The following is a 20,199-nucleotide window of genomic DNA, read 5'->3' as shown; positions in this document are numbered from 1 at the left end:
CCACCAAGCAAGATCATCAACGCCGCCAACTACCTCCAACCGCACTTTCCCGGGAAAGTGCGACGTCACCTGCCGTTGGCCCGGTTGAGACGGGCGAGGATCCCCGCCTCGGACTCGTCGACGTAGTTCCTTGCCGGACCGGAGAACAGCAGCACCAGTCCGATGATCGACACCACGAGGGTGAACATGGAAACGACCACAACGGAGAGGGTCTCGCCGGACCAGCCGAATCCGTAGGTGCGGAGGCCGGTCAGCATCAGCACCAGCAACAGGTCGAACGCCACGGTGGCGATCAGCACCTTCGTTCTGGTCGCCCTGCGTCCGAGCCGGACCCGCACGGCGAGCACGAGGTAGCCGATATTCAGCAGCAGCAACGCGCCGTACGTTCCGCCCGAGGGATCTCCTGCGCCCAGAGCCGAGGACGACGAGATGACGTTGTCGAGGTACACGACGAACCAGGGGACCGCGCTGAGCACCAGCAGCACGGCGGCGAGCGTGAGTTCACGCGGGGGCGAGAACACCGATTTCCGGCCGGCACCGCGTGCGCGACCGCTGTCTGGAAGCACCATTCGTCGAACCTATGCCCGGCGATTTCCCTGGTCGAGAAGCTAGTCCGGTACCTGCCATCGCCGTGCCAAGCCAACGCATCTGACGGGGGATGGAGATCCCTCCACAGAGGGAGGAGCTGGATCCCGGCGGCGACAAAGCTGTGGGCATGACGAAAACGATCGACGCGGGCCCTGCGAACACGGTTGCCGAGACCGGCTGGCGGGCGAGGTGGCCAGAGTGGGCCGGGCTGGCTGCGGGCTTGTGGAGCCTGGTCTACGGAATTCTGGGGCTGTGCTGGTCGCTCGGTTGGCCGGGGTTCCCCTTCGGCGAGCGGGATCCGTCCAGGGAGCTGACCCTGTTCGCCGGAGCCGTGCCCGAGATCGGTGGCCCGATCATCGCCGTTCTCGGCCTGTCGGGCGCGGTCCTCGCGGTGGCGATGGCGCGCCACGGTCTGCCACCGGCGATGCGCGGACCCGGCGTGGTGTTCGGCTGGAGCTGCGCGGTGCTGCTCGCGGTGGTGATTCCGGACTACCGCGTGCTGATGATGCTCGCGTACCTCCCGATCTTCCTGGTCGGCGCGCCGTTCGGGTGGCCACCGGTCAGCTACCTGGACCACCTGGACTGGCCGACGGTCAACCTCATGCTGCTGACCTTCGGCGGACTGCTGTGGCTGCTCGCCGTGGTGTCGTACCAGCGACGGAGCAGGCTGAACTGCGGCAACTGCGGGCGCGGTGCGACCACGGGAGCTGCCTGGACGACCCCTGCGTCGGCGGCGAGGTGGGGCCGCTGGGCGGTTTATGTCGCCGTGGCCGTGCCGGTGCTCTACGACCTCACTCGCTGGGCATGGGCGTTGGGCTGGCCGCTGGGACTCAGCCAGGAGATGTGGGAGGACGGCCAGCGCGAGGGCATGTGGCTGGCCGGTGCGATCCTGGGCCTGCTCGGTCTGGCTGGCGCGGTGCTCACGCACGGCCTGACACATCGCTGGGGCGAGGTGTTTCCTCGCTGGATGCTCGGCCTGGCCGGCAAGCGGGTGCCCATCATGCTCGCTGTCGTCCCAGCCGGGATCGTCGCGGTGATCGTGACCTCGGCCGGCCTGATGGTCGTCCGGCAACTGATCGCCAGGGGCTTTTCGATGGACCTCTGGGCGACCGTCGGTCCCATGGCCCTGTGGCCGATCTGGGGCGTGTCCCTCGCCGCGGCGGCACTGGCCTACTACCTCCGCCGCCGCGGTACGTGCCGCCGCTGCGGTCGCGGTTGAGCCGCGACCGCGGCGACGGCCGACTCACAGCCATTGCTGTTTCACAGGTCAGAACTCACGCAGATAAACCTTCGCGGTACTGCCCTTGCCGGAGTACGAGAAGTACTCCTCGTCCCCTTTCGGGCAGGCCAGTGGGCTCCTGAACTTTCTGTCGCCCACGTTGCCGTACACCTCGGCGCATTCCCCGTCCGCCGCGATGTCCTTCACCCAACCGTCGATGTAGATCTTCCCGTTGTGGCACCAGAGGGAAGCTGTGGCTCGCGCCCCGGAGGTCTGGATGTCGTAGTCGTCTCCACACTTGCCCTGAATGGTGAATTCGTCAGTCGTCTCCACCGTGCTTGCGGTGGCGACCCCCGCCATTGCGATGGAACTGATCGCCAATGCGGCTACAGCGGTAGCTTGCTTCAGCTTGCGCATTCCTTCCCCCTCATTCCTTGCGTTGTGCTCCCCATCACGAGAATCCAGTGCAGCACAGCCGAATCGGGGGCGCGGAAGATTAGCGCGGGTTCACTCGTTCGGAGGCAGGCCTGGCCGCGGCACCGCTGCCAAGCAGGGGACGCAGGGGGCGCCGCCGGGAAGGGGAAGGCTTTCCAGGACGTACGGCTCGAAGCGTTCGCCGCACTGCGCGAAGAGATGCGGGGGAATGCCGCCGTCGCCCGGCAGGCGGATCAGATGCACGACTCGCTCGCTCTCGCCTCGTGCGTGTTCGCGCAGGAGGCGCGCGAAGATGAGGGTCATGAGGCGGCCAGCGCGACGAGCGCACGGTCGCGGTCCTTGATCGTGCGATGGATCGCCACGACGGTGTCGCACGGCCAGCTGCGAAGACAGCCTCGACAGCGGCCGTGCGGCCCCGTTTCGTGCTGTGCCAGCGCTGCGCGGACGACGTCCACCAGGTCCGGGATGAGCCTGCGCGCCGTCGCGATGTCCGCTGTGTCCCAGTGGGTGCACTGCATCGCGAGGAACTCGGCGCGGTCGAGATGGTCGTACAAATCCTCGCGTAGCAACGCGTACGCCTCCGCCAGTGCGGCGGGAACTGTGGTCATGGTCTGCCTCCCACTACAGCCAACCCTGTGTCCTGTGGACATACCCGCGCCTCTTCGGGGGATATGTCCGCGCGCCGCCATGACACCGCTTGCGCGCGGTCTACTTTCGACCACATGGAGGACCGCGAAACCACAGTCCGCAGCCGGGAGCTGGGCGAGGGGCTGCGTGCTGTCATGCGCAGGGCCGGAATCAGCGGCAGTGAGATCGGGCGCAAGCTCGGCTGGTCGCAGAGCCGGGTTTCCCGGATTCTGACCGGGAAACGCGGCGGGACGGAAATGGAAGTGGTGAGCATCCTCGCCATCTGCGAGGTGAAGGGGGGCGAGCGCGAACGACTGATCCAGCTCGCTCGCGATCAGGGCACGCCGGGCTGGCTCCAGCAGCACGGCGACCGCCTGCCGAAGCAACTCCGCACGCTAATCGACCACGAGGACAAGGCGGTGAGCATCGGACAGTTCCAACCGGTGATTGTGCCTGGGTTGTTGCAGACAGGGGACTACGCGCGGGAGTTGATGGCCGAGACCGGCAATGCACCAGCCGATGAGATCGAAGACAGGGTGGCAGCCCGGCTGGCTCGGCAGAGCCTGTTCAGCAGGCAACCATCGGTTCGATTTACCTTCTTCATTCACGAATATGCTCTCCGCCTCCCCATCGGTGCTCCGGACATCAGATCGGATCAGCTGCACCACCTGCTGCGAATGTCGGTGCGCCCGTACGTCGCAATACAGGTGATCCCTGCATCGGTCGGTGGACACCCGGGGATCGCTGGCCAGTTCGAGTTGATGGAGTTCATCGAGTTCAAGCCAGTGGTGTACCTCGACAGCGAGACGTCCTGCCTCTTCCTTGAGGAGCCGGTGGAAATTGCCGCTTATCGCCGAATCTTGCATGGCCTCGCGGGAAAGGCGCTTGATGAGGGACAATCGCGAGAGCTGATTGCCAGCCTGGCAACCGAGCTGTACCCCTCGGGAGAGGATCGCGATGAACGTGCCTGAGCCGGATGGCGTCACCTGGCGCACCAGCAGCTACAGCACCAACGGTGGTGACTGTGTCGAGGTCGGGCACCGTGCCGACCAGGTGCTGGTCCGCGACACCAAGGACCGGCCCGGCGGCGCCCTCACCGTGCCCCGGGTGCCCTGGCAGGCCCTTCTCGACCAGGTGCGTTAGTCCAGTCACGCGCCTGCTTGTGCAGCGCGTCGAGCCGTTCCCAATGTGCGGCCAACGCCTTGCTGCCCTCGCTCGTCAGCCGGACCCAGGTCTCCGGGCGCTTGCCGCTGAACCGCTTGCTGATCGTCACCAGTCCGCCCGTCTCCAGTTTGCTGAGATGCGCGGACAGGTTGCCCTTCGACAGCCCGGTCAGTCGTTGCAGGAACAGGAAGTCGGCCTGCTCGCACGCGCTGAGGGCGGTGGTGATCGCCAGCCGGGCGGGTTCGTGGATCAGCTTGTCCAGTCCGGCGAGTTCCTCGAACGGTCCGTTCACGCGCTCGTGGCCTCCCTGGCTCCGAGAGTGCGCCGCAGCAGCAGGTGACCCCACACCTGCACCACGGCACCGGCCCCGCAGAGCGCCAGGATCCACATTTCGGTGTCGGACAGTGGATGCGGACCATCGGGGCCACCCAACGGGAGCAGGCTCACGATCAGCGCGGCCATGCTCACCAGCAGCATCGCCGGGGCGAGCGGGCGCAGGAACCAGGCGCCCGCCAGCGCCGCGCCCGCCAGAACGAGGCCCTCGACGCCGATCGGCAGCGTGAGGTTGAGGCTGCCCACCAGGAGCATGACCGCGATGACGGCGGCGGTGGGCCAGAGCAGCACACCCTTGTGCGCCTTGGTTTCGGGCTGTCGCACCTGGCCGTAAGTGCGACGGTAGTGAGCGAGTGCCGCGATGGCCGCCAGCGCCAGCGGTGGCGTCGCGGCCAGGACGACCCACCCGTTGATCCAGTCGCCCGCGTAGGCCATCGCCAGGCCGACCCAGATGAGCACCGGCACGGTCGCGAGTCCTTGTAGGTACTCGAAGTGTGCGGTGACGAAGCGGACTCTTTCCAGCTTGGCGCGATCGTTCACGATTCCTCCCCAGGAGCGCTGACAGGAGTTGACCGTACAGCGAGCCAAACCGGTTTGCAATGCAAACCATGGCGGTTTCAGTCGGCTGCCGCGCCCTGGATCAGCATGAGCAGCGAGTCCGCGGCCGGTGTCGCGCTGGTGGCGCCGGTCGCCAGCCTGCGCAGTTGCAGTCCGGCGATCAGCGCCACGACCGGACCGGCGAGCCGCTCGGCGTCCGGCACGCCGAGCGTGCGCAGGATGGTCAGCGCCAAGTCGTCGTAGGCGGCAAAACACCGCTGCGTCGCATCGCGCAGCGCGGGGTCGCGTCCGGCCTGCAGATACAGCTCCAGAGGTGCGATCTCGTCGGTGCCGAAGGTCATCTGTTCCAGAACGCGCTCCACCGTGGCCGCGGCTTCCCGCACCGAAGGGTTCCCGCCCCGCTGCGCCTCCGCGAGACCGGCGAGTTGCCGCGTCTCGTCCTCGGCGAACAACAGCATCGCCTCGCGCAGCAGCTCCGTCTGGCTGGGGAAGTGGTAAGTCAGCGAGCCGAGCGAGACCCCGGCCTCGGCGGCGATCCGCCGGTTGGTCAGCCCCGCCACCCCCTGCTCGCCGATCACGCGCAGCGACGCGCGGAGGATTTTCTTCCTGGTGCTCACGCGGGGGGCTTCCGCTCGTGCCAGCGCTCCACCGTCTCCAGCTCCGCGGCCAGCGAGATCAGCCGTTCCTCGGTGCCTTCCTGCCCGAGCAGCTGTGCACCCAGCGGCAGGCCGTCGGGTGTGAGGCCGGCGGGCACGTTCACCCCCGGCCAGCCCAGCACGTTCCAGGGCCAGGCGTAGGGGCAGGCGGCGATCATCGCCTGGTCGGTCTGCCACCCGCTGAGGCCGTCGAACCTACCGATGCGCGGCGGTGGGGTCGCCGTGGTTGGTGCGAGTAGCACGTCGATGTCGCGGAAGACCGCACCTACCTGCCGATGTAGCAGTGGTTCGGCTTTGCGGGACAGGCGCAGCGCGTGGCCGTGCAGCCACGATCCGGTTCGCGCGTTGGCCCTGGTTCGCGGATCGAGCACGGCTGTGTCGGGCACGCGGCCCACCCAGTCGTGCACCCCGGCCAGTGAGCGCGGAAGGAAGTCCAGTCCGATCAGGCCGTAGCGCGGCTCGGCCGGAACGACCTCGTGCCCGAGTTCGGCCAGCGTGCCCGCGAGCCGGGCGACTGCCTGGCGGACGACCGGGTCGAGCCGGGTTTTCGTTGCGGTGAAAGGGATTCGGATGGACAGGCCGATGCGCAACCGGTCCGGGGTGCGCTGTGCCGCGTGCTGGTGGCGGTGGCCGGTGCCCGCGACGACGTCGAGCAGCAGAGCGGCGTCGGCGACTGTTCTGGCGAGTGGGCCGATGACGGTCAGTCCGTGGAAGAGTTCCGGCTCCGGCGTGCTGGGCACGAGGCCGCGCTGGGTCTTGATGCCGACGAGGTTGTTCCAGGCGGCCGGAATCCGCACCGAGCCCGCGCCGTCGGAGCCGAGGGCCGCGGACACCAGTCCGGCAGCCACGGCCGCCGCCGAACCACCGGACGATCCGCCGGGGGAGTAGTCGGTGTGCCAGGGGTTGCGGGTGGCGCCGAACGCGGAGCTCTCGGTGAACGGCCACTGTCCGATCTCCGGGGTGTTGGTCTTGCCGACGATCACGGCACCGGCGTCCTTGAGTCGCCGGACGACCTCGGAGTCGTTGTCCCGCACCGGAAAGTCGCCCGCGCAGCCGAACGCGGTCGGCAGGCCCGCGATGTCCACGTCGTCCTTGATCGCGACCGGCACGCCGAGCAGTGGCGACCGTTCCCCTGCGGCCAGCCGCCGGTCCGCGTCGGCGGCCTCCGCCATCGCCTGCTCCTGACGCAGAAACCGGAACGCGTTCAGTGTCTGCTGCGCCCGCTCGATCCGCGCAAAGGCTTCGGTGGCCAGCGCGACAGCGGACGTTCGCCCCTCGGCAAGCGACGCCGCTTGGCTGCCCAGCCCCGCGAACGCAACCTCTGCACCCATCGCAATCCCCATTCGTTCGTTCGAACGAACAGTACCATCGCCCGCGGGTTTGGAGCGTCTGCAAGTACACCCAAGCAAGATCGACAGCGTCACCAACCGCTACCAAGCGGGGCTTGTACGCCCTTGAGTGGCCGTGCGGAGCACTTCGCTTGGTAGCGGTTAGTGGCGAAGTTGACCTTGCTTGGTGGTACTTGCAGACGCACCAGGGGCTTTGGCGGCGACCAGGACGAGGGTGGTCAGGAGGGCCAGGTCGGTGAGCAGGGTCATTCGTTGTGCCAGGCCTACGGGGAGTGTGGCGGAAAGCTGTTGCAGCACCGGGACGTCGCCGATCGCGTTCAGGGCGTAGCTCAAGCCGAACACGCCCAGGCTGAGCACGCCGATCCACGATGCCCGCAGCAGCAGGACCCGACTCCGTTCCATGCCCGCCACATCGCGCAGCCGGTCCGCGATCGCGAAGCCGACGCCGGGCAGGCTGAGGAAGGCCAGCAGGCTCGCGTACTGGTGGACGCGTCCGGTCGTCACGTCGACGGTGTCGGCGAAGTCCGCGGGAAACAGGGCTGCCGTGGCAAGGCCGAACGACCAGGTGATCAACAGGAGCGCGCCCGTCTGTCCCATCGCCACCCCGGCCGCCAGTAGCGCGCCGAGCAGCGCGAGCGACCCGATCGCGAGGGAAAGCACGCTGGCTTCCAGCAGGCCGCTTCCCCGCTCGGTGAAGGCGTAGCTGCTGATGGTGTCCAGCACCGGGTCGTGCGAGCTGACCACGTGCAGGATCACCATCGTGAACAGCGCCCAGCCGATCGCCGAAGCCGACGTCACCACCCAGGGCCGGGTTCTGCTCGCGTCCTGACTGACAACCTCGGCTCTTCGTGCCCCCATGTCACCCATGAACCAAGCCTGGCGAAAAGTATATTCCGTGTGATCCGGGAAATCCCTGATTCACCCCTGAGAACCACCCGTGCCGACGATCCGCCTCGCACTTTCCCGGGAAAGTGCGATACCCGGCGCGTGCAACTACAACACTTTCCCGGGAAAGTGCGAGCACCTCACCCGGAACACCGCTGGGTGTGATTCAGGGCTCAGTGAAAGTGGATCAGGGCGAGTGCCTGGTCATCGTGCCGCTTCGGCCGCGGCCACCGGGTGGCGTGCGGATCGTCGAGTTCGGCGTCGCGCACCGCGTCGAGAACCGCCCGCGCACCGTGTGCGCGAGCCAGTTTCAACACCTGCGGCCAGTCGAGGATCCGGTACTCGTCCACCCCGATCGCGACGCCGTCGGTGGCCAGCAGGACGGTTTCGAGTTCGGCGCGCGGCCAGCTCGCCCGTACCGCGTGCTCCGCCGCCCCGGGGTCCGCCTCGGCGACCCAGAAACCACCGCGAGCGTTGCGCTGCGCCCGCACGTCGGCACCGGTCCGAAGTTTCCCGCCACCGCGCAGCTCGGCGATCCGGTTGTCGGACACGACATGCACGCCCGCCCTGCTGAACGCGACGATCGGGCTGTCGGCGAGCACCAGCGCGTCCACCCGCTCGTCGGTCCAGCGCAGCATCGCCACCGTGCTCGACGGCGAGTTGCCGATCCGCAAGTCGTGCTCGGCCGCGACGTCGGCGATCGCGGAGGAGAGCAACCGCGCGAGGTCGGCGTCCGGCGCGGAGCGCAGGCCCGCCGCGAGCCGCTCGGTGAGCAGTCCCGCGTACCAGCCGCCGCTCGGCAGGTCGGGGGACGGTGAGGTCGCGCCGTCGAGCAGCACGACCGCGTTGTCCAGCACGACGACGTGGTCCTCGGTCGGGCGCGGCCTGCCGTCCGCGCCAACGCCTGCCTGCTCGGCGATGTCGATGTCGATGTCGGGCACCTGTCGACATTAGCGGGCGTCAACTGAGGTTGACATCCTCACCACGTCAACCTAGATTGACACCCATGACCGAAGTAACCGATCTCGCCGCCCAGGTCGGCGACCGCGATCCCCGAGTGGGACTGCGCGCGGTCGCGGCACTGCGGCGGCTGCTGGAGCAACTCGAGGCCGTGCAGGTCCGCAGTGCCCGCGTGAACGGCTGGTCGTGGCAGGAGATCGCCACCGAACTGGGCGTGAGCAGGCAGGCCGTGCACAAGAAGTACGGGAGGTAGGCAGATGTTCGAGAGATTCACCCGAGATGCCCGCGTGGCCGTGATCGACGCACAGGAACACGCCGTCCGGCTGCGGACCGAACGCATCGAGCCCGAGCACCTGCTGCTGGCGCTGCTCGACTCCTCGGGCGGAGTGCTCGGCGAACTCGGCGTCGAACCGGCGTCGCTGGCCGACGAGTTGGCGAAGATGCGACGAAGGGGCGGGATCAGCGCGTCCGATGTCGCCGCGCTGGAGTCGTTCGGTATCGACGTCGAGCGGATCGTGGAGCGCGTAGAGCAGGTGCACGGGGAGAACGCGCTCGCCGCTGCCGGGCGGCCACGCAGGCGACGCTGGTTCGGCTCCGATCACATCCCGTTCGCCGACGAGGCGAAGCGGGCGCTGGAGCTCACCCTGTCCGAGGCGCTGGAACTCGGACACAAGCACATCGGCGCCGAGCACCTGCTGCTCGCGCTGACCACCATGCCCGGTCCGGTCGCCGACATTCTGCGCGCCCACGGTGTCGACCACGCCGCCGTCCGCCAGGTGCTCGCGCGCATGCCCGCCGGTTAGTCGACTTCCGGCGGCCGATGGCGGTACGCGACCAGGGGGAGGAAGGCCTGGACCAGTGGGCCGATCGCCAGTGCGTACAGGGCGGTGCCGACGCCGACCGTGCCGCCGAGCAACCACCCGGTGGCCAGCACGGTCAACTCGATGCCGGTCCGCACCAGCCGCACCGAACGGCCGGTGCGCGCCGCCAGCCCGGTCATCAGGCCGTCGCGTGGTCCCGGACCGAGTCGCGCACCGACGTAGGCGGCGGTCGCCAGGCCGTTGAGCACGACGCCGCCGACCAGCACGGCGATCTGCCAGCCGAGGGTGTGCTGCTCGGGGAGCACGATCCTGGTCAGGTCCACCGTCACCGAGATGATGATGACGTTCAGCACGGTGCCGATCCCCGGCCGCTGACGCAGGGGGATCCACAGCAGTAGCACGGCGACCGAGGCGATCGCCGTGATCGTGCCGAAGGTCAGCCCGGTCAGTTTCGTGAGGCCCTCGTGGAGCACGTTCCACGGGTCGAGCCCCAGGTTCGCCCTGGTGAGCATGGCCGCGCTCGCGCCGTACAGGACAAGGCCGAGCACGAGTTGGGTCAGTCGGCGGGAAGGGTGGACGGACACACGAACCGGGAAGAGGTCAACCTTGGGCACAGGAAGAACTATCTGCCCGATTGGCTAGCTTTACCATAGCCAATTCTGAATAATTGGTCTGATGAACCGCGATATTCCACCAGGTGGACGCATATCTGGTCGCCGGTTGGCCATGGTCCTGGGCACCTGGCGGCACGGTGGCTCCCGCCGGGGCGCGGCCGATCTCGCCGGTGCGGTGGAGATGCAGGTGCTGGACGGGCAGCTCACGCCGGGCACCCGGTTGCCCGCCGAACGCGAGATGGCCGACGCGCTCGGTGTCAGCCGCACCCTGGTCGGGGCGGCACTGGACCGGCTGCGTGCCGATGGCCTCGTCGCGAGCAGGCGCGGCGCGGGGTCCTGGATCACCACGCCGCGCCGGGGTGGTCTCGACCCTGCCCCGCCCGAGGGGGCCGGGCTGATCGATCTCGCCCGCGCCTCCCCGCCTGCCGTCGCCGGTCTGCTGCCTGCGGTCGACGTGGCCAGGCGGCGATTGTGCGAAGAACTCACCGGCCACGGGTACAGCGACCTCGGGCTACCGGACCTGCGCGCCCGGATCGCCGAGCGCTACACCGCGAGGGGACTGCCGACGAGCCCGGCTCAGGTGATGGTCACCAACGGCGCGCACCACGGTTTCGTCCTGGCGCTGCGCACGCTGGCCGGGCCGGGGGACCGGGTGCTCGTCGACCGGCCCAGCTACCCGAACGCGCTGGAAGCCATCCGCGCTGCCCACACCCTCGCCGTTCCCGTCGGTCTCGACCCCAGCGGCAGGGACGGCGGCTGGGACATCGAGGGCATCGAGGCGGCGCTGCGCCAGGCGGCGCCGCGGCTGGCCTACCTGCTGGTCGACTTCCAGAACCCCACCGGCCTCCGGCTCGACGCAGCGGGCAGGCAGCGCCTTGGTTCCGTGCTGGCCAAGGCGCGCACTCCCGTCGTGGTGGACGAAACCCACGCCGAGGTGGACCTGGAAGGGGATCCCGTGGCCGGACCGCCGCCGCTGGCCGCCTTCGCCGGGGACTGGGCGATCACCGTCGGCTCGGCGGCCAAGTCGCACTGGGGCGGGCTGCGGCTGGGCTGGATCCGGGCTTCGGAGGAGATGCTCGGGCGGCTGATGGCCGCCAGGTACACCCTCGACCTCGGCTCCCCGGTGTTCGAGCAACTGGTCCTCGCGGAACTGCTCACCGACCCGGACACCGTGCTCCGGGGCAGGCGGGAGGAGATGCGGGTGCGGCGGGACGCCCTGGCCGACGCCGTGCGTGAGTACTGCCCGCACTGGTCGTTCCGCCTGCCTTCGGGCGGACTGTCCCTGTGGTGCAGACTGCCGGAACCGGTTAGCACGAGACTCGCCGTCGCTGCGGTGAACCATGGCGTGCAGCTCGCGCCGGGGCCGCGCTTCGGCACCGACGGCGGTCTGGAGAGCTGGGTCCGGCTGCCGTTCAGCCAGCCGGTCGAGCAGTTGCAGGAGGCGATGCGGCGGGTGAGCGCCGCGGCCGCGTCATTGCGCCTTTCAAGCGTCGGTCGTGGGCCCGCGGTCGACACCCCCGTGGCGTGACTGCCTGAGAAGGACGAAAAGACAGCCGGTGCGCCGGATGCCGGTCCGTCTCTCCAGGGACGTGAGACGGCGGGTCATCCAGCGCACCGGCTGTATGTCGCGGCTGCCTGCCGGCGCAGCCCCTCGACGTGCCGGCAAAGCGCCTGCGACTCAGGCGCGCATCGGACTGGTGTTCCTGCTCGGCGCGGTGAGCAGGAACGTCCGAAGCGCGCCCTTGGTGGGTCCTGGCGTCGCGGGGGCAGCGCGACGCCAGGACCGGGTCCCGACCCGGCCTGGCGCGGTCGGCCGGGCGGGAAGTCGTGTGGTCTGGGTGTTCATGTACGCCCCTCACGCCCTGGTTCGCGCTGCTGACAACGGCTGCGCGCGGGCGGATCAAAAGAGAAGTTGATCTTGGTTTGGACGCGGCGGTCCTGACTGAACGGGCTGAAGTCAGTCGGGGGAGGTGGTGGGCAGCCCGGCATCCCGGCCGGCGTCCTCGGCCGCGAGGCTGCGGCTGGTGCCCATCATGCGCAGCTGTGTGGTGTTGGCGGCCGAGCCCAGCACGGCGAGCGACTGACGGCCACCCGCGGTGTTGTCGGGGCCGGCGTTCGCCTGGCTGATCGGCCCAGTGGGCGCGGTGTGCGCGGGCGCGAGTGGATTGCCGCCAGGACTGCTGCCGGAGCCGTCCGAGGCGTTGGCGTCGCTCGCGTCAACGGATCCGGTCAGGTCGTGGACCAGGCCTGAGCCTGCCGGTGTTCGAGTTGGCCAGGCCGACTGGCGCTCCTGCGGTCCGGAAGGTTTGGCTGCCGGGCTCGGTTGCGCCGGAACGGGCGGAGAGTGCGGGACGGGCTGCGGTTCCGCCGGGGGCGGACCGGTGATCCGGTCACCGTCGTCCGGGGCCGTCGGCGGGCTCGGAGCGGGCTGTTTTCCGCCGCCGAGGTCTGGGAGCACGGGCCCGATGTCGGGCAGGGGCAGCACGATCGAACCGCCACCCGTGATCGGGGTGAGGACGGAACCCGCGCCATGGACCAGGCCGTCGACGGTTCCGCCGAGCGAGCTGACCAGGCCGTTCACTGTGCCGCCTACCAGGCCGAGCACGCCGCTGTTGTGGGCGGCAGGGCCGGTGGTGGCCACGGAGGGTGCGGTGCGTTCCCGATGTTGCAGGGTGTCGCCGACGTCGATGTCCTGGTCCGCGTTCTCGTCCGCGGGCTCCTCGGGGTCGCTGGTGGCGGGAGTCTTCCCGTCCTCGTCCGGCGTGGCCGGGTCCTGCTCGATGGGCTCCGCTGGATCGTCGGCCGGTTCGGCCGGTTCGCTGGGGGCGGGTTCGGCGGGTTCTGCCGGCTCCGTGGGCTCGGCAGGTTCCGCGGGCTCTGCCGGCTCTGCCGGTTGAGCGGGCTCGGCGGGCTCGGCGGGTTCGGCGGGCTCGGCGGGCTCGGCCGGTTCGGCCGGTTCGGCCGGGGCCGGAGTCTCGTCATCCGGAGCGGGAGCAGGCGCGGTAGGGGTGCTGTCGGGCGTGGACTGCCCGCTGTCGCCCGTGGTGTCGCTCGCCAGCGCGGGCGAACTCAGGGCCATGACGAGCAGCCAGCCCGCCACGGCGAGGCCCACGACCAGCAATACCCTGGCCAGGACGCGGACAGGGCCGGCGTCGAGCGGGAATGCCGATCCCCTGCTCAGCATCGCCACCACCACCGTCCGGGCCTCGGCTCATTCGAGCGTCGCTGCTGTTTCGTCGGGACACATCTGGCCTGGTAGCAGCTCTACCGGGGCTGTCCTTTTTCTAGCACCGCTGGGGAGTGTTTCACCTCTAAAGCGTTCGATCCAGCCCAGTTGGCCGAATTGTCGTACCGACACCGGTGGCGCCGGGTTCGTCGTTGATCACTGAGGGTACCTGTCGGCGGCTGATTGAGCAGTATCAACTTTCGCCTGAGTAGATCTACTCGACTGTGCCCTGACCTGGATCGTTAGGGATCCTGCCCACTCTGCGTGTCGTCTCAGTGGCAGTACGTCGCCGACGGCGGCGGCGACCGACGGGCGGTGCCGGCATGGACTTGCGTGAGGTGTGCCTGCGAGCGGCAGGGGGTGACCAGCGAGCGTGGGTCCTGCTCGTACGCCACAGCACCGGCCTCGTGCTGGCCGTCGCGAGGGCCTACCGCCTGGGCGAGGCCGATGCATGGGACGTGTGCCAGTCGACCTGGCTGGCGCTCGCCACGAGCTTGCCCTGTCTGCGTGACCCGGCCGCGTTGCAGGCCTGGCTGGTCACCACCGCGCGCAGGCAGGCCGTTCGGGTGGTCGTGCGCCGCCGGCACGAACTGTGCCCGCGTCCCGAGCGGGTGGATGACGCAACGCAGGTGCGGTCGCCGGAGGCGCTCCTGATATCCGACGAGTGCCGCAGGGCTTTCTGGCGAGCCCTCGCCGGTCTGCCGAAACGGCATCGGCAGCTGCTGTGGCTGCTGGTCATGCGGCCCGACCTCAGCCACGCGCAACTGGCCATCGAACTCCGCATCGCGCCCGGCAGCGTGGGCCCGCTGCGGGCCCGGTGTTTCGGCCGGATGCGCGCGCGACTCCTCGCCGACGGTTTCGATGGCGGCGACCTGCGCTGACCCGGGAAGTCGAGTGGCGCGGTGGTGGAGACGGGCGGGTCAGGCCAGCTTGTGCAGTCGGGCGATCGCCTCGTCGAGCACCTCGTCCCGCTTGCAGAACGCGAAGCGCAGGATGTGCTTCCACTCCTGTGGATGGTCGGTGAAGACCTGCACGGGCACTGCGGCGACACCGACCCGTTCCGGCAGCTGCCAGGCCAGGTCGGCGGCGTCGGTGAAGCCCAGCGGCCGGACGTCTGCGCAGACGAAGTAGGTCCCCGAGCTGGGCCGCACGGCGAACCCCGCCTCGGCGAGTCCGGCCGAGAGGCGGTCCCGCTTGCCCGCGAGGTCGGTGCGCAACCGCTCGACCCAGTCCAGCTCGTGCGTCAGCGCGTGCGCGACGGCGGGCTGCAGCGGCCCGCCGGAGACGAAGGTCAGGAACTGCTTTGCCGCCTTGACAGCGCCGATCAGCTCGGGGCGGGCGCAGACCCAGCCGATCTTCCAGCCGGTGCAGTTGAACGTCTTGCCCGCACTGGAGATCGAGACCGTTCGCTCGGCCATGCCGGGCAGCGTCGCCAGCGGGATGTGCTCGGCGTCGTCGAAGACCAGGTGCTCGTAGACCTCGTCGGTGATCGCGATCAGGTCGTGGTCGACGCAGGCGGTGGCCAGCGCCTCCAGTTCGGCGCGGGTGAAGACGGTGCCGGTGGGGTTGTGCGGGGAGTTGACCAGGATCGCGCGGGTGGCCGGGGTGACGGCGGCGCGCACGGCGTCGACGTCCAGCCGGAACCGGCCGGTGTCGGAGTCGGCCGTCAGCGGCACGACTCGCCGTGTCGCTCCCGCCAGCGCCACGGATGCGGCGTAGGAGTCGTAGTACGGCTCGATGACCAGCACCTCGTCCCCTGGCTCGGTCAACGCGAGCAGGCTCGCGGCGATCGCTTCGGTGGCACCGGTCGTGACGAGAATCTCGCTGTCCGGGTCGTGGTGGAGGCCGTAGCGGGTACGGTGTTCGGCGATCGCGGCACGCAGTTCGGGCCTGCCCGGCCCCGGCGGGTACTGGTTCGCGCCGCTGAACAGCGCGTTCTTCGCGGCATCGAGCATGCCGACCGGGCCGTCGGTGTCCGGAAACCCCTGTCCGAGGTTCACTGCACCGGTACGCGTCGCCAACGCTGTCATCTCCGCGAAGATGGTCGAGGTGAACGGCTGAAGACGAGGGACGAGGGCTGGTTCGCGCATATCGGCAGATCCTCACGGACAATGGTGGGGTGAAGCAACTGACGCGGGCTCCGGCCGATCCTCCCGGTGGCCTTGCCGGTGAGGAGGCCAAGCGGCGCGGCCTGCGCAAGATGAAGCTGGTGGCGCTGTCGTTCCTGCTCGGGGCGCTGGTGGTGTTCCTGCTCGCCAGCTGGGCCGAGTCGGCGGGCTGGCCCGGCTGGGTCGGATACGTGCGTGCGGCGGCCGAGGCGGGCATGATCGGCGGGCTGGCCGACTGGTTCGCCGTGACGGCCCTGTTCCGGCATCCGCTGGGGTTGCGGATCCCGCACACCGCGATCATCCCGAACAAGAAGGACGCGCTCGGCAACAGCCTCGGTGACTTCGTCGGCAGCAACTTCCTGGCCGAGGACGTGGTGCGGGAGAAGCTGCGCAGCGTGGAGACCTCGCGCAGGTTGGGCGGCTGGCTCGCGCAGGAGGAGAACGCCGAGCGTGTGACGTCGGAACTGGCGACGGTCGTGCGTGCCGCTGTGCGAGTGCTGCGGGACGAGGACGTCCAGGCGGTGATGGAGCACGCGGTCGCGCGGCAGATCATCGACAAGCCGTGGGGACCGCCGCTCGGCAAGTTGCTCGATCAGGTCTTCACCGACGGCGCGCACCACAAGCTGGTCGACCTGATGTGCGACCGCGCCTACGAGTGGGTGCGCGACAACCACACCGCGATGCTGCGGGTGGTGTCCGACCGCGCGCCGTCGTGGTCGCCGAAGTTCGTCGACGAGATGCTCGCGGACAAGGTGTACGGCGAGGTGCTGTCCTTCGCCTGGGCGGTGAAGACCGACGTGAACCACCCGATGCGGCTCGCGCTGGACAAGTTCCTCTCCGAGTTCGCCCAGGACCTGCAGAAGGACCCGGAGACGATGGCCAGGGCCGAGCAGGTCAAGCAGCAGGTGATCGAGCACCCCGAGGTGCAGAAGCTGATCGGGTCGGCGTGGTCGACGGCGAAGGAACTGCTGCTCAACGCGGCCGAGGACCCGTCCAGCGAGCTGCGCAGGCGGGTGCGGGCAGGGCTGCGGGAACTCGGTCACCGCCTGGTGCACGACGCCTCGCTCGCGGCCAAGGTGGACGGCTGGGTGGAGGGCGCCGCGTCCTACGTGGTGACGAACTACTCCGGTGAGATCACCACGATCATCACCGACACCGTGCAGCGCTGGGACGCGACAGAGACCTCGCGCAAGGTGGAACTCCAGGTCGGCAGGGATCTCCAGTTCATCAGGATCAACGGCACGGTGGTGGGCGCACTCGCCGGTGTGGCGATCTACGGGATCGCGCAACTGCTGTTCTGACGCGGCTCTCGCTGGAGTGCGTGGTCGGAACGCTACGTCGTCACTCCTGATCACGTGTTCGCTCGTTCAGCGGTAGCGCCGCAGAGTTATCCACACACGTTCGAGTTATCCACGGGGTTATCCACAGGCACTCCTGTGTTTGTCCCCATTCCGGGGATCCCGTCCGTGGCTGGTCCCCGTGTTGGTGCGTCTGCAAGTACGTCCAAGCAAGATCGAGAAGTCCCTCAACCGCTACCAACCCCCGTTGAGTAGTTCCCCGCTCGTGTGGTGCTCCGGCGAGCCGTAGCGTGACCGGCGATGACAACGCCATCCGACTTCCGCCGACTCCCACCGTCGATGCGCCGCTGGCTCGGCTTCACCGCCGCGCTGGTCGGGCTGTCCATGCTCGGCGTGGTGATCAATGCGGTGGCCGCGTTCACGGTCTCCATGGGGCGCGCTGTCTGTGGCACCAGTGATGCCGGGTTCGTCTGCTCGACAGCCGGGGAGCAGCTCGGGATCTGGGTGCCGTGGGCAGGCTGGATGACGGCGATCGTGCTCACGCTGGTGTTCGGTCGACGTGCCATTCGCGCCGACCGCTCGCCGTGGTCGAGCCTGTGGATCGGCGCAGGGGTGTACGCGGTGGGTTTCGTGATCGCCTATTCGATCGCGGTGTCCTGAGGTCCGCCTGTCATGCATTCCGGCGCCGCATCCCCAACTCCTCCGGAAAGACCCACCTCCGGAAACACCAGAACCGCAACGACATTGCCAGTGCGACCCCGATGACGGACCCGCTGACGAAGTCGGCGGTCTCCTGGGCCACCCACGAAACGTTCGGGGTCTCCAGGTGCAGTACGTACCTCGAGACCATGAGCGGCACCAGGTTGACGACCAGCGCGGCGGCGCTGACCAGGAAGAAGAGCGGGGCGTCGTGCCGCCGCTGGCGCCCGGCCCGGGCATTGAAGGACCACTCCCGGTTGAGGACGTAGGACACGGCGGTGGCCACCAGGATGGCGATTCCCTTCGCCGTCGTGGGGCGGTCCGTGAGTACCGAGAGCTTGAGCAGGAACCAGACGCCGTTGTCCACGACGAATGCCGCGGCGCCGACGACCGCGAACTTCAGGAACTCGCGGTGCTCGATCAGCTTCGTGCGGACCGCTTGTGGCACGAACGCGAGTGTCGACTCCTGGATGGCCACCTCGGGACTATACGAGTGCCGTATCGGTGATCGCGGTGGACGTGCCAGCGTGCTTAAGCCTGACCTGAGTGCTCGGCGGCCGTGCGCTCGCGCCAGGCGCGGGCCTTCTCCCTGTTGCCGCACACCTGCATCGAGCACCAGGTGCGGGAGCGGTTGCGTGAGTGGTCGAAGAACGCCCACCGGCAGTCGTCGGCGGGGCAGATCTTCATCCGCTCCCACTCGCCGAGCACTTTGAGGCGGGCGGCGGCGGCCAGCACCGCTCCGACCGCGTCGGCAGCGGCCAGTACGGGGCCCGCTCCGGTCAGTTCGATCTGGACCGGGGCCTTGATTCGCGCCTGCCGCGCGACCGGATCACCCACCGCTGCCCGTAGCGCGTCCCGTGTCTGCACCCCGGTCGCCAGTGCTCCCGCACGCAGCCCGCGATCCTGCGCCCACTGCCGCCACGTCCCGGATTCGCGCAGCGCATCGACATCGTCCTCGACATCAAGGGTGTTCAGGAAGTCGAGGACGAGGGTGATGTCCGCAGGCTCTGCCGCCACATCTCCACTCTAGGTCAACGAGGGTTGCGCACTCATGCGCTAACCAACATAATTCTTTTACTGGTTATCTACGACAGGAGAATTGAGACATGACCGCACCGACGAAGACGGCGGTTCCCACGTTCGGTTCCGTGGTTCTCGACTGTCCTGACCCCGCCGCGCTCGCCGTGTTCTACGCCGAGTTGCTCGAATGGCCCGCGGCCGAGGGGGACGACGACTGGATGACCCTGGCCAATCCGGCGGGCGGCCCTTCGATCGAGTTCCAGCGGGTCGCTGACTACCAGGCTCCCGAGTGGCCGTCGGCCGTACGGCCGCAGCAGTTCCATCTCGATCTGACCGTCCAGGATCTCGACGCCGGACACGAGCGAGCCGTGCGCCTCGGCGCCCGCGAGCTGGACCTGAATCCTCCGACGTTCAAGGTCTACGCCGACCCGGTGGGCCATCCTTTCTGCCTTTGCGCCTGCTGAGGGCGATTCGGGTGATATGGGTCTCGCCGGGCGCTCAAACATGCGTAGGCTGAGATACGTGATCTGCCCGAAATGCCAGAACGTGCTGAAGACCGTCGACAAGAGCGGCATCCACATCGAGCAGTGCGAGGGGTGCCGCGGCATCTTCCTCGATCGTGGTGAGCTGGAACAGATCGTCGGTGCCGAGAACGCCTACTACGCGCAGGCCGCTCCGCCGCCGTATGCGGGTGGTGCGCCCATGCCGCCGCCCGGGTACCAGGGGGCGCCCCCGCGGGGAGGCCACTACGGCAAGCCCGACTCGCCCCGCCCCTACGGCGGCGGCTACAAGGATTCGCCCAAGCCTTATCGCGGTGGGCACGGCGGGTACAAGGACTCGCCGAAGCCGTACCGGGGCGGACACGGGGGCTACGGCGACTCCCCGCGCCCCTACGGCGGTGGCTATGGCGGTCACGGCGGCCACCCGCGTCGTAAGCGCAGCTTCCTCGAGAACCTCTTCGACTGAGGTTTTCCCGCGCGCATGCTCGATCTGAAAATCTGCGCCGGCTGCGGCGACCGAGCCGAGGTGCCCGTTGTCGTCGAGCCCGAGCCGGTGCTCGTCTGCCGAGTGTGCGGGCATCGGCGGCCGTTCCTGCGGCTGCCGATGTTCGCGCTCACCGGACCCAGCGGTGCGGGCAAGTCCACGGTGGGGCCCGAACTCGCGCGGGCGCTGGCCGAGCACGTCGTGGTGCTGGAACAGGACGTGCTGTGGACCGGCGCACTTCGTGAGGACGTCGACGGGCACCCGGCGTTCCGCTCCACCTGGCTGCGGATGGCCGGCATGATCCATCAGAACGGCCGCCCCGTCGTGCTCTGCGGCACCGTGGTGCCGCCCGAGTTCGAACCGTTGCCGGAACGGGTGTTCTTCAGCGAGATCCGTTATCTGGCACTGGTCGCGGAGCCCGAGTCGCTGGACCGGCGGCTGCGGGCGCGGCCCGCGTGGCGGGAGTGGTCGGCGGAGCGAATCGAGGAGATGCTCGAGTTCAACGACTGGCTACGCGCCGATGCCGCGAACCTCCGGCCACCGGTGCGGCTGTTCGACACCACGCACGCCACTCTTGTCGAGACGGTCGCGGTCGCCCGCGACTGGGTGCTCGACGGGCTCGCCGAAGCAGGCCTTGTTCGACCTGCGTGACTGC

28 protein-coding genes are annotated in these 20,199 nt (G+C 68.9%); 12 read left to right on the top strand and 16 right to left on the bottom strand.

The features are described 5' to 3' along the window. Positions 1-65: 65 nt before the first annotated feature. Positions 66-569 (bottom strand): hypothetical protein, encoded by a 504-nt coding sequence (locus BM199_RS07280; RefSeq protein ID WP_091671358.1) that lies wholly within the window; start codon positions 567-569, stop codon positions 66-68. Between the two features lie 146 nt (positions 570-715). Here BM199_RS07280 and BM199_RS07275 point away from each other — a divergent pair, with 146 nt between their 5' ends. Then, complete coding sequence (locus BM199_RS07275; protein ID WP_091671617.1) at positions 716-1,807, top strand: hypothetical protein; 1,092 nt, start codon at positions 716-718, stop codon at positions 1,805-1,807. A 48-nt stretch (positions 1,808-1,855) separates the two neighbouring features. On the opposite strand, the gene BM199_RS07270 is transcribed toward BM199_RS07275, so the two are convergent. The 3 genes from BM199_RS07270 to BM199_RS07260 all read right to left on the bottom strand — a co-directional run bounded on the left by BM199_RS07270 (position 1,856) and on the right by BM199_RS07260 (position 2,850). Then, positions 1,856-2,224 carry a hypothetical protein gene (locus BM199_RS07270; protein ID WP_091671357.1) on the bottom strand — a complete coding sequence of 123 codons (369 nt, stop codon included), beginning with the start codon at positions 2,222-2,224 and terminating at the stop codon, positions 1,856-1,858. Between the two features lie 90 nt (positions 2,225-2,314). After that, on the bottom strand, positions 2,315-2,545 hold the full coding sequence (locus BM199_RS07265) for a hypothetical protein (protein ID WP_091671355.1): 231 nt from the start codon (positions 2,543-2,545) through the stop codon (positions 2,315-2,317). Beyond that, a complete protein-coding gene (locus BM199_RS07260; protein WP_091671353.1) occupies positions 2,542-2,850 on the bottom strand; it encodes a hypothetical protein in 309 nt (102 codons plus the stop codon). Before BM199_RS07260 ends, BM199_RS07265 begins: the two co-directional genes overlap by 4 nt. A 114-nt stretch (positions 2,851-2,964) precedes the next feature. Here BM199_RS07260 and BM199_RS07255 point away from each other — a divergent pair, with 114 nt between their 5' ends. Both BM199_RS07255 and BM199_RS07250 read left to right on the top strand, forming a co-directional pair. After that, the gene (locus BM199_RS07255; RefSeq protein WP_091671615.1) at positions 2,965-3,840 is read left to right on the top strand and encodes a helix-turn-helix domain-containing protein; all 876 of its coding nucleotides are present in this window, start codon (positions 2,965-2,967) and stop codon (positions 3,838-3,840) included. Then, entirely contained in the window at positions 3,827-4,012 is a 186-nt protein-coding gene (locus tag BM199_RS07250) for a DUF397 domain-containing protein (protein WP_091671351.1), read from the top strand. Before BM199_RS07255 ends, BM199_RS07250 begins: the two co-directional genes overlap by 14 nt. Here BM199_RS07250 and BM199_RS33780 read toward each other — a convergent pair. The 6 genes from BM199_RS33780 to BM199_RS07225 all read right to left on the bottom strand — a co-directional run bounded on the left by BM199_RS33780 (position 3,963) and on the right by BM199_RS07225 (position 8,755). Beyond that, positions 3,963-4,325, bottom strand: coding sequence for a transcriptional regulator (locus BM199_RS33780; protein ID WP_177242508.1), 363 nt, complete (start codon positions 4,323-4,325; stop codon positions 3,963-3,965). The two genes, BM199_RS07250 and BM199_RS33780, sit on opposite strands and share 50 nt — an antisense overlap. After that, positions 4,322-4,906: a hypothetical protein gene (locus tag BM199_RS33775; protein ID WP_177242507.1), complete on the bottom strand. Its 585-nt coding sequence runs from the start codon at positions 4,904-4,906 to the stop codon at positions 4,322-4,324. Before BM199_RS33775 ends, BM199_RS33780 begins: the two co-directional genes overlap by 4 nt. 77 nt (positions 4,907-4,983) lie before the next feature. Continuing rightward, positions 4,984-5,541 carry a TetR/AcrR family transcriptional regulator gene (locus BM199_RS07240; protein WP_091671349.1) on the bottom strand — a complete coding sequence of 186 codons (558 nt, stop codon included), beginning with the start codon at positions 5,539-5,541 and terminating at the stop codon, positions 4,984-4,986. Further along, positions 5,538-6,911 (bottom strand): amidase, encoded by a 1,374-nt coding sequence (locus BM199_RS07235; RefSeq protein ID WP_091671348.1) that lies wholly within the window; start codon positions 6,909-6,911, stop codon positions 5,538-5,540. Before BM199_RS07235 ends, BM199_RS07240 begins: the two co-directional genes overlap by 4 nt. A gap of 159 nt (positions 6,912-7,070) precedes the next feature. Beyond that, complete coding sequence (locus BM199_RS07230) at positions 7,071-7,796, bottom strand: DUF998 domain-containing protein (protein ID WP_091671346.1); 726 nt, start codon at positions 7,794-7,796, stop codon at positions 7,071-7,073. 191 nt (positions 7,797-7,987) lie between these two features. Continuing rightward, positions 7,988-8,755 carry a protein phosphatase 2C domain-containing protein gene (locus tag BM199_RS07225; RefSeq protein WP_091671344.1) on the bottom strand — a complete coding sequence of 256 codons (768 nt, stop codon included), beginning with the start codon at positions 8,753-8,755 and terminating at the stop codon, positions 7,988-7,990. A gap of 65 nt (positions 8,756-8,820) precedes the next feature. Between BM199_RS07225 and BM199_RS07220 the strand changes: the two genes are divergently transcribed. Both BM199_RS07220 and BM199_RS07215 read left to right on the top strand, forming a co-directional pair. Continuing rightward, positions 8,821-9,027 carry a sigma factor-like helix-turn-helix DNA-binding protein gene (locus tag BM199_RS07220; protein ID WP_091671342.1) on the top strand — a complete coding sequence of 69 codons (207 nt, stop codon included), beginning with the start codon at positions 8,821-8,823 and terminating at the stop codon, positions 9,025-9,027. Positions 9,028-9,031: 4 nt separating this feature from the next. Continuing rightward, a complete protein-coding gene (locus BM199_RS07215) occupies positions 9,032-9,577 on the top strand; it encodes a Clp protease N-terminal domain-containing protein (protein ID WP_091671341.1) in 546 nt (181 codons plus the stop codon). Here the strand turns inward: BM199_RS07215 and yczE are convergent. Beyond that, positions 9,574-10,209 carry a membrane protein YczE gene (yczE, locus tag BM199_RS07210; RefSeq protein ID WP_091671339.1) on the bottom strand — a complete coding sequence of 212 codons (636 nt, stop codon included), beginning with the start codon at positions 10,207-10,209 and terminating at the stop codon, positions 9,574-9,576. The genes BM199_RS07215 and yczE overlap by 4 nt on opposite strands. A 61-nt stretch (positions 10,210-10,270) precedes the next feature. Here yczE and yczR point away from each other — a divergent pair, with 61 nt between their 5' ends. Next, complete coding sequence (gene yczR, locus BM199_RS07205; RefSeq protein WP_177242506.1) at positions 10,271-11,737, top strand: MocR-like transcription factor YczR; 1,467 nt, start codon at positions 10,271-10,273, stop codon at positions 11,735-11,737. A gap of 150 nt (positions 11,738-11,887) precedes the next feature. Here yczR and BM199_RS33770 read toward each other — a convergent pair whose 3' ends face one another. Both BM199_RS33770 and BM199_RS07200 read right to left on the bottom strand, forming a co-directional pair. After that, complete coding sequence (locus BM199_RS33770) at positions 11,888-12,055, bottom strand: hypothetical protein (RefSeq protein ID WP_177242505.1); 168 nt, start codon at positions 12,053-12,055, stop codon at positions 11,888-11,890. A 111-nt stretch (positions 12,056-12,166) separates the two neighbouring features. Then, positions 12,167-13,393: a hypothetical protein gene (locus tag BM199_RS07200; protein WP_143101782.1), complete on the bottom strand. Its 1,227-nt coding sequence runs from the start codon at positions 13,391-13,393 to the stop codon at positions 12,167-12,169. Between the two features lie 365 nt (positions 13,394-13,758). Here BM199_RS07200 and BM199_RS07195 point away from each other — a divergent pair, with 365 nt between their 5' ends. Further along, entirely contained in the window at positions 13,759-14,316 is a 558-nt protein-coding gene (locus BM199_RS07195) for an RNA polymerase sigma factor (protein WP_091671334.1), read from the top strand. A gap of 39 nt (positions 14,317-14,355) precedes the next feature. Here BM199_RS07195 and BM199_RS07190 read toward each other — a convergent pair whose 3' ends face one another. Continuing rightward, a complete protein-coding gene (locus BM199_RS07190; RefSeq protein WP_091671332.1) occupies positions 14,356-15,525 on the bottom strand; it encodes a pyridoxal phosphate-dependent aminotransferase in 1,170 nt (389 codons plus the stop codon). 29 nt (positions 15,526-15,554) lie between these two features. Between BM199_RS07190 and BM199_RS07185 the strand changes: the two genes are divergently transcribed. Both BM199_RS07185 and BM199_RS07180 read left to right on the top strand, forming a co-directional pair. Then, complete coding sequence (locus BM199_RS07185) at positions 15,555-16,844, top strand: DUF445 domain-containing protein (RefSeq protein WP_091671330.1); 1,290 nt, start codon at positions 15,555-15,557, stop codon at positions 16,842-16,844. 297 nt (positions 16,845-17,141) lie between these two features. Further along, a complete protein-coding gene (locus BM199_RS07180; RefSeq protein ID WP_143101781.1) occupies positions 17,142-17,501 on the top strand; it encodes a hypothetical protein in 360 nt (119 codons plus the stop codon). A 10-nt stretch (positions 17,502-17,511) separates the two neighbouring features. Here BM199_RS07180 and BM199_RS07175 read toward each other — a convergent pair whose 3' ends face one another. Together BM199_RS07175 and BM199_RS07170 are read right to left on the bottom strand one after the other, a co-directional pair. Continuing rightward, positions 17,512-18,018: a GtrA family protein gene (locus BM199_RS07175; protein ID WP_091671327.1), complete on the bottom strand. Its 507-nt coding sequence runs from the start codon at positions 18,016-18,018 to the stop codon at positions 17,512-17,514. Between the two features lie 53 nt (positions 18,019-18,071). Next, positions 18,072-18,557, bottom strand: a complete 486-nt coding sequence (locus BM199_RS07170; protein ID WP_091671326.1) for a CGNR zinc finger domain-containing protein — start codon at positions 18,555-18,557, stop codon at positions 18,072-18,074. An 89-nt stretch (positions 18,558-18,646) separates the two neighbouring features. Here BM199_RS07170 and BM199_RS07165 point away from each other — a divergent pair, with 89 nt between their 5' ends. Genes BM199_RS07165 through BM199_RS07155 form a run of 3 tightly spaced genes read left to right on the top strand, consistent with a single transcriptional unit; the run spans position 18,647 to position 20,195 of the window. After that, on the top strand, positions 18,647-19,024 hold the full coding sequence (locus BM199_RS07165; protein WP_091671324.1) for a VOC family protein: 378 nt from the start codon (positions 18,647-18,649) through the stop codon (positions 19,022-19,024). A gap of 40 nt (positions 19,025-19,064) precedes the next feature. After that, on the top strand, positions 19,065-19,526 hold the full coding sequence (locus tag BM199_RS07160) for a TFIIB-type zinc ribbon-containing protein (RefSeq protein WP_091671322.1): 462 nt from the start codon (positions 19,065-19,067) through the stop codon (positions 19,524-19,526). Positions 19,527-19,541: 15 nt separating this feature from the next. Further along, the gene (locus tag BM199_RS07155; RefSeq protein ID WP_091671321.1) at positions 19,542-20,195 is read left to right on the top strand and encodes an AAA family ATPase; all 654 of its coding nucleotides are present in this window, start codon (positions 19,542-19,544) and stop codon (positions 20,193-20,195) included. Positions 20,196-20,199: the final 4 nt, after the last annotated feature.

This window comes from Amycolatopsis marina (assembly GCF_900111885.1).
Classification (GTDB): domain Bacteria; phylum Actinomycetota; class Actinomycetes; order Mycobacteriales; family Pseudonocardiaceae; genus Amycolatopsis; species Amycolatopsis marina.
Note: the sequence above shows the minus strand (reverse complement) of the source record. Positions and strands in the feature narration are given on the sequence as shown.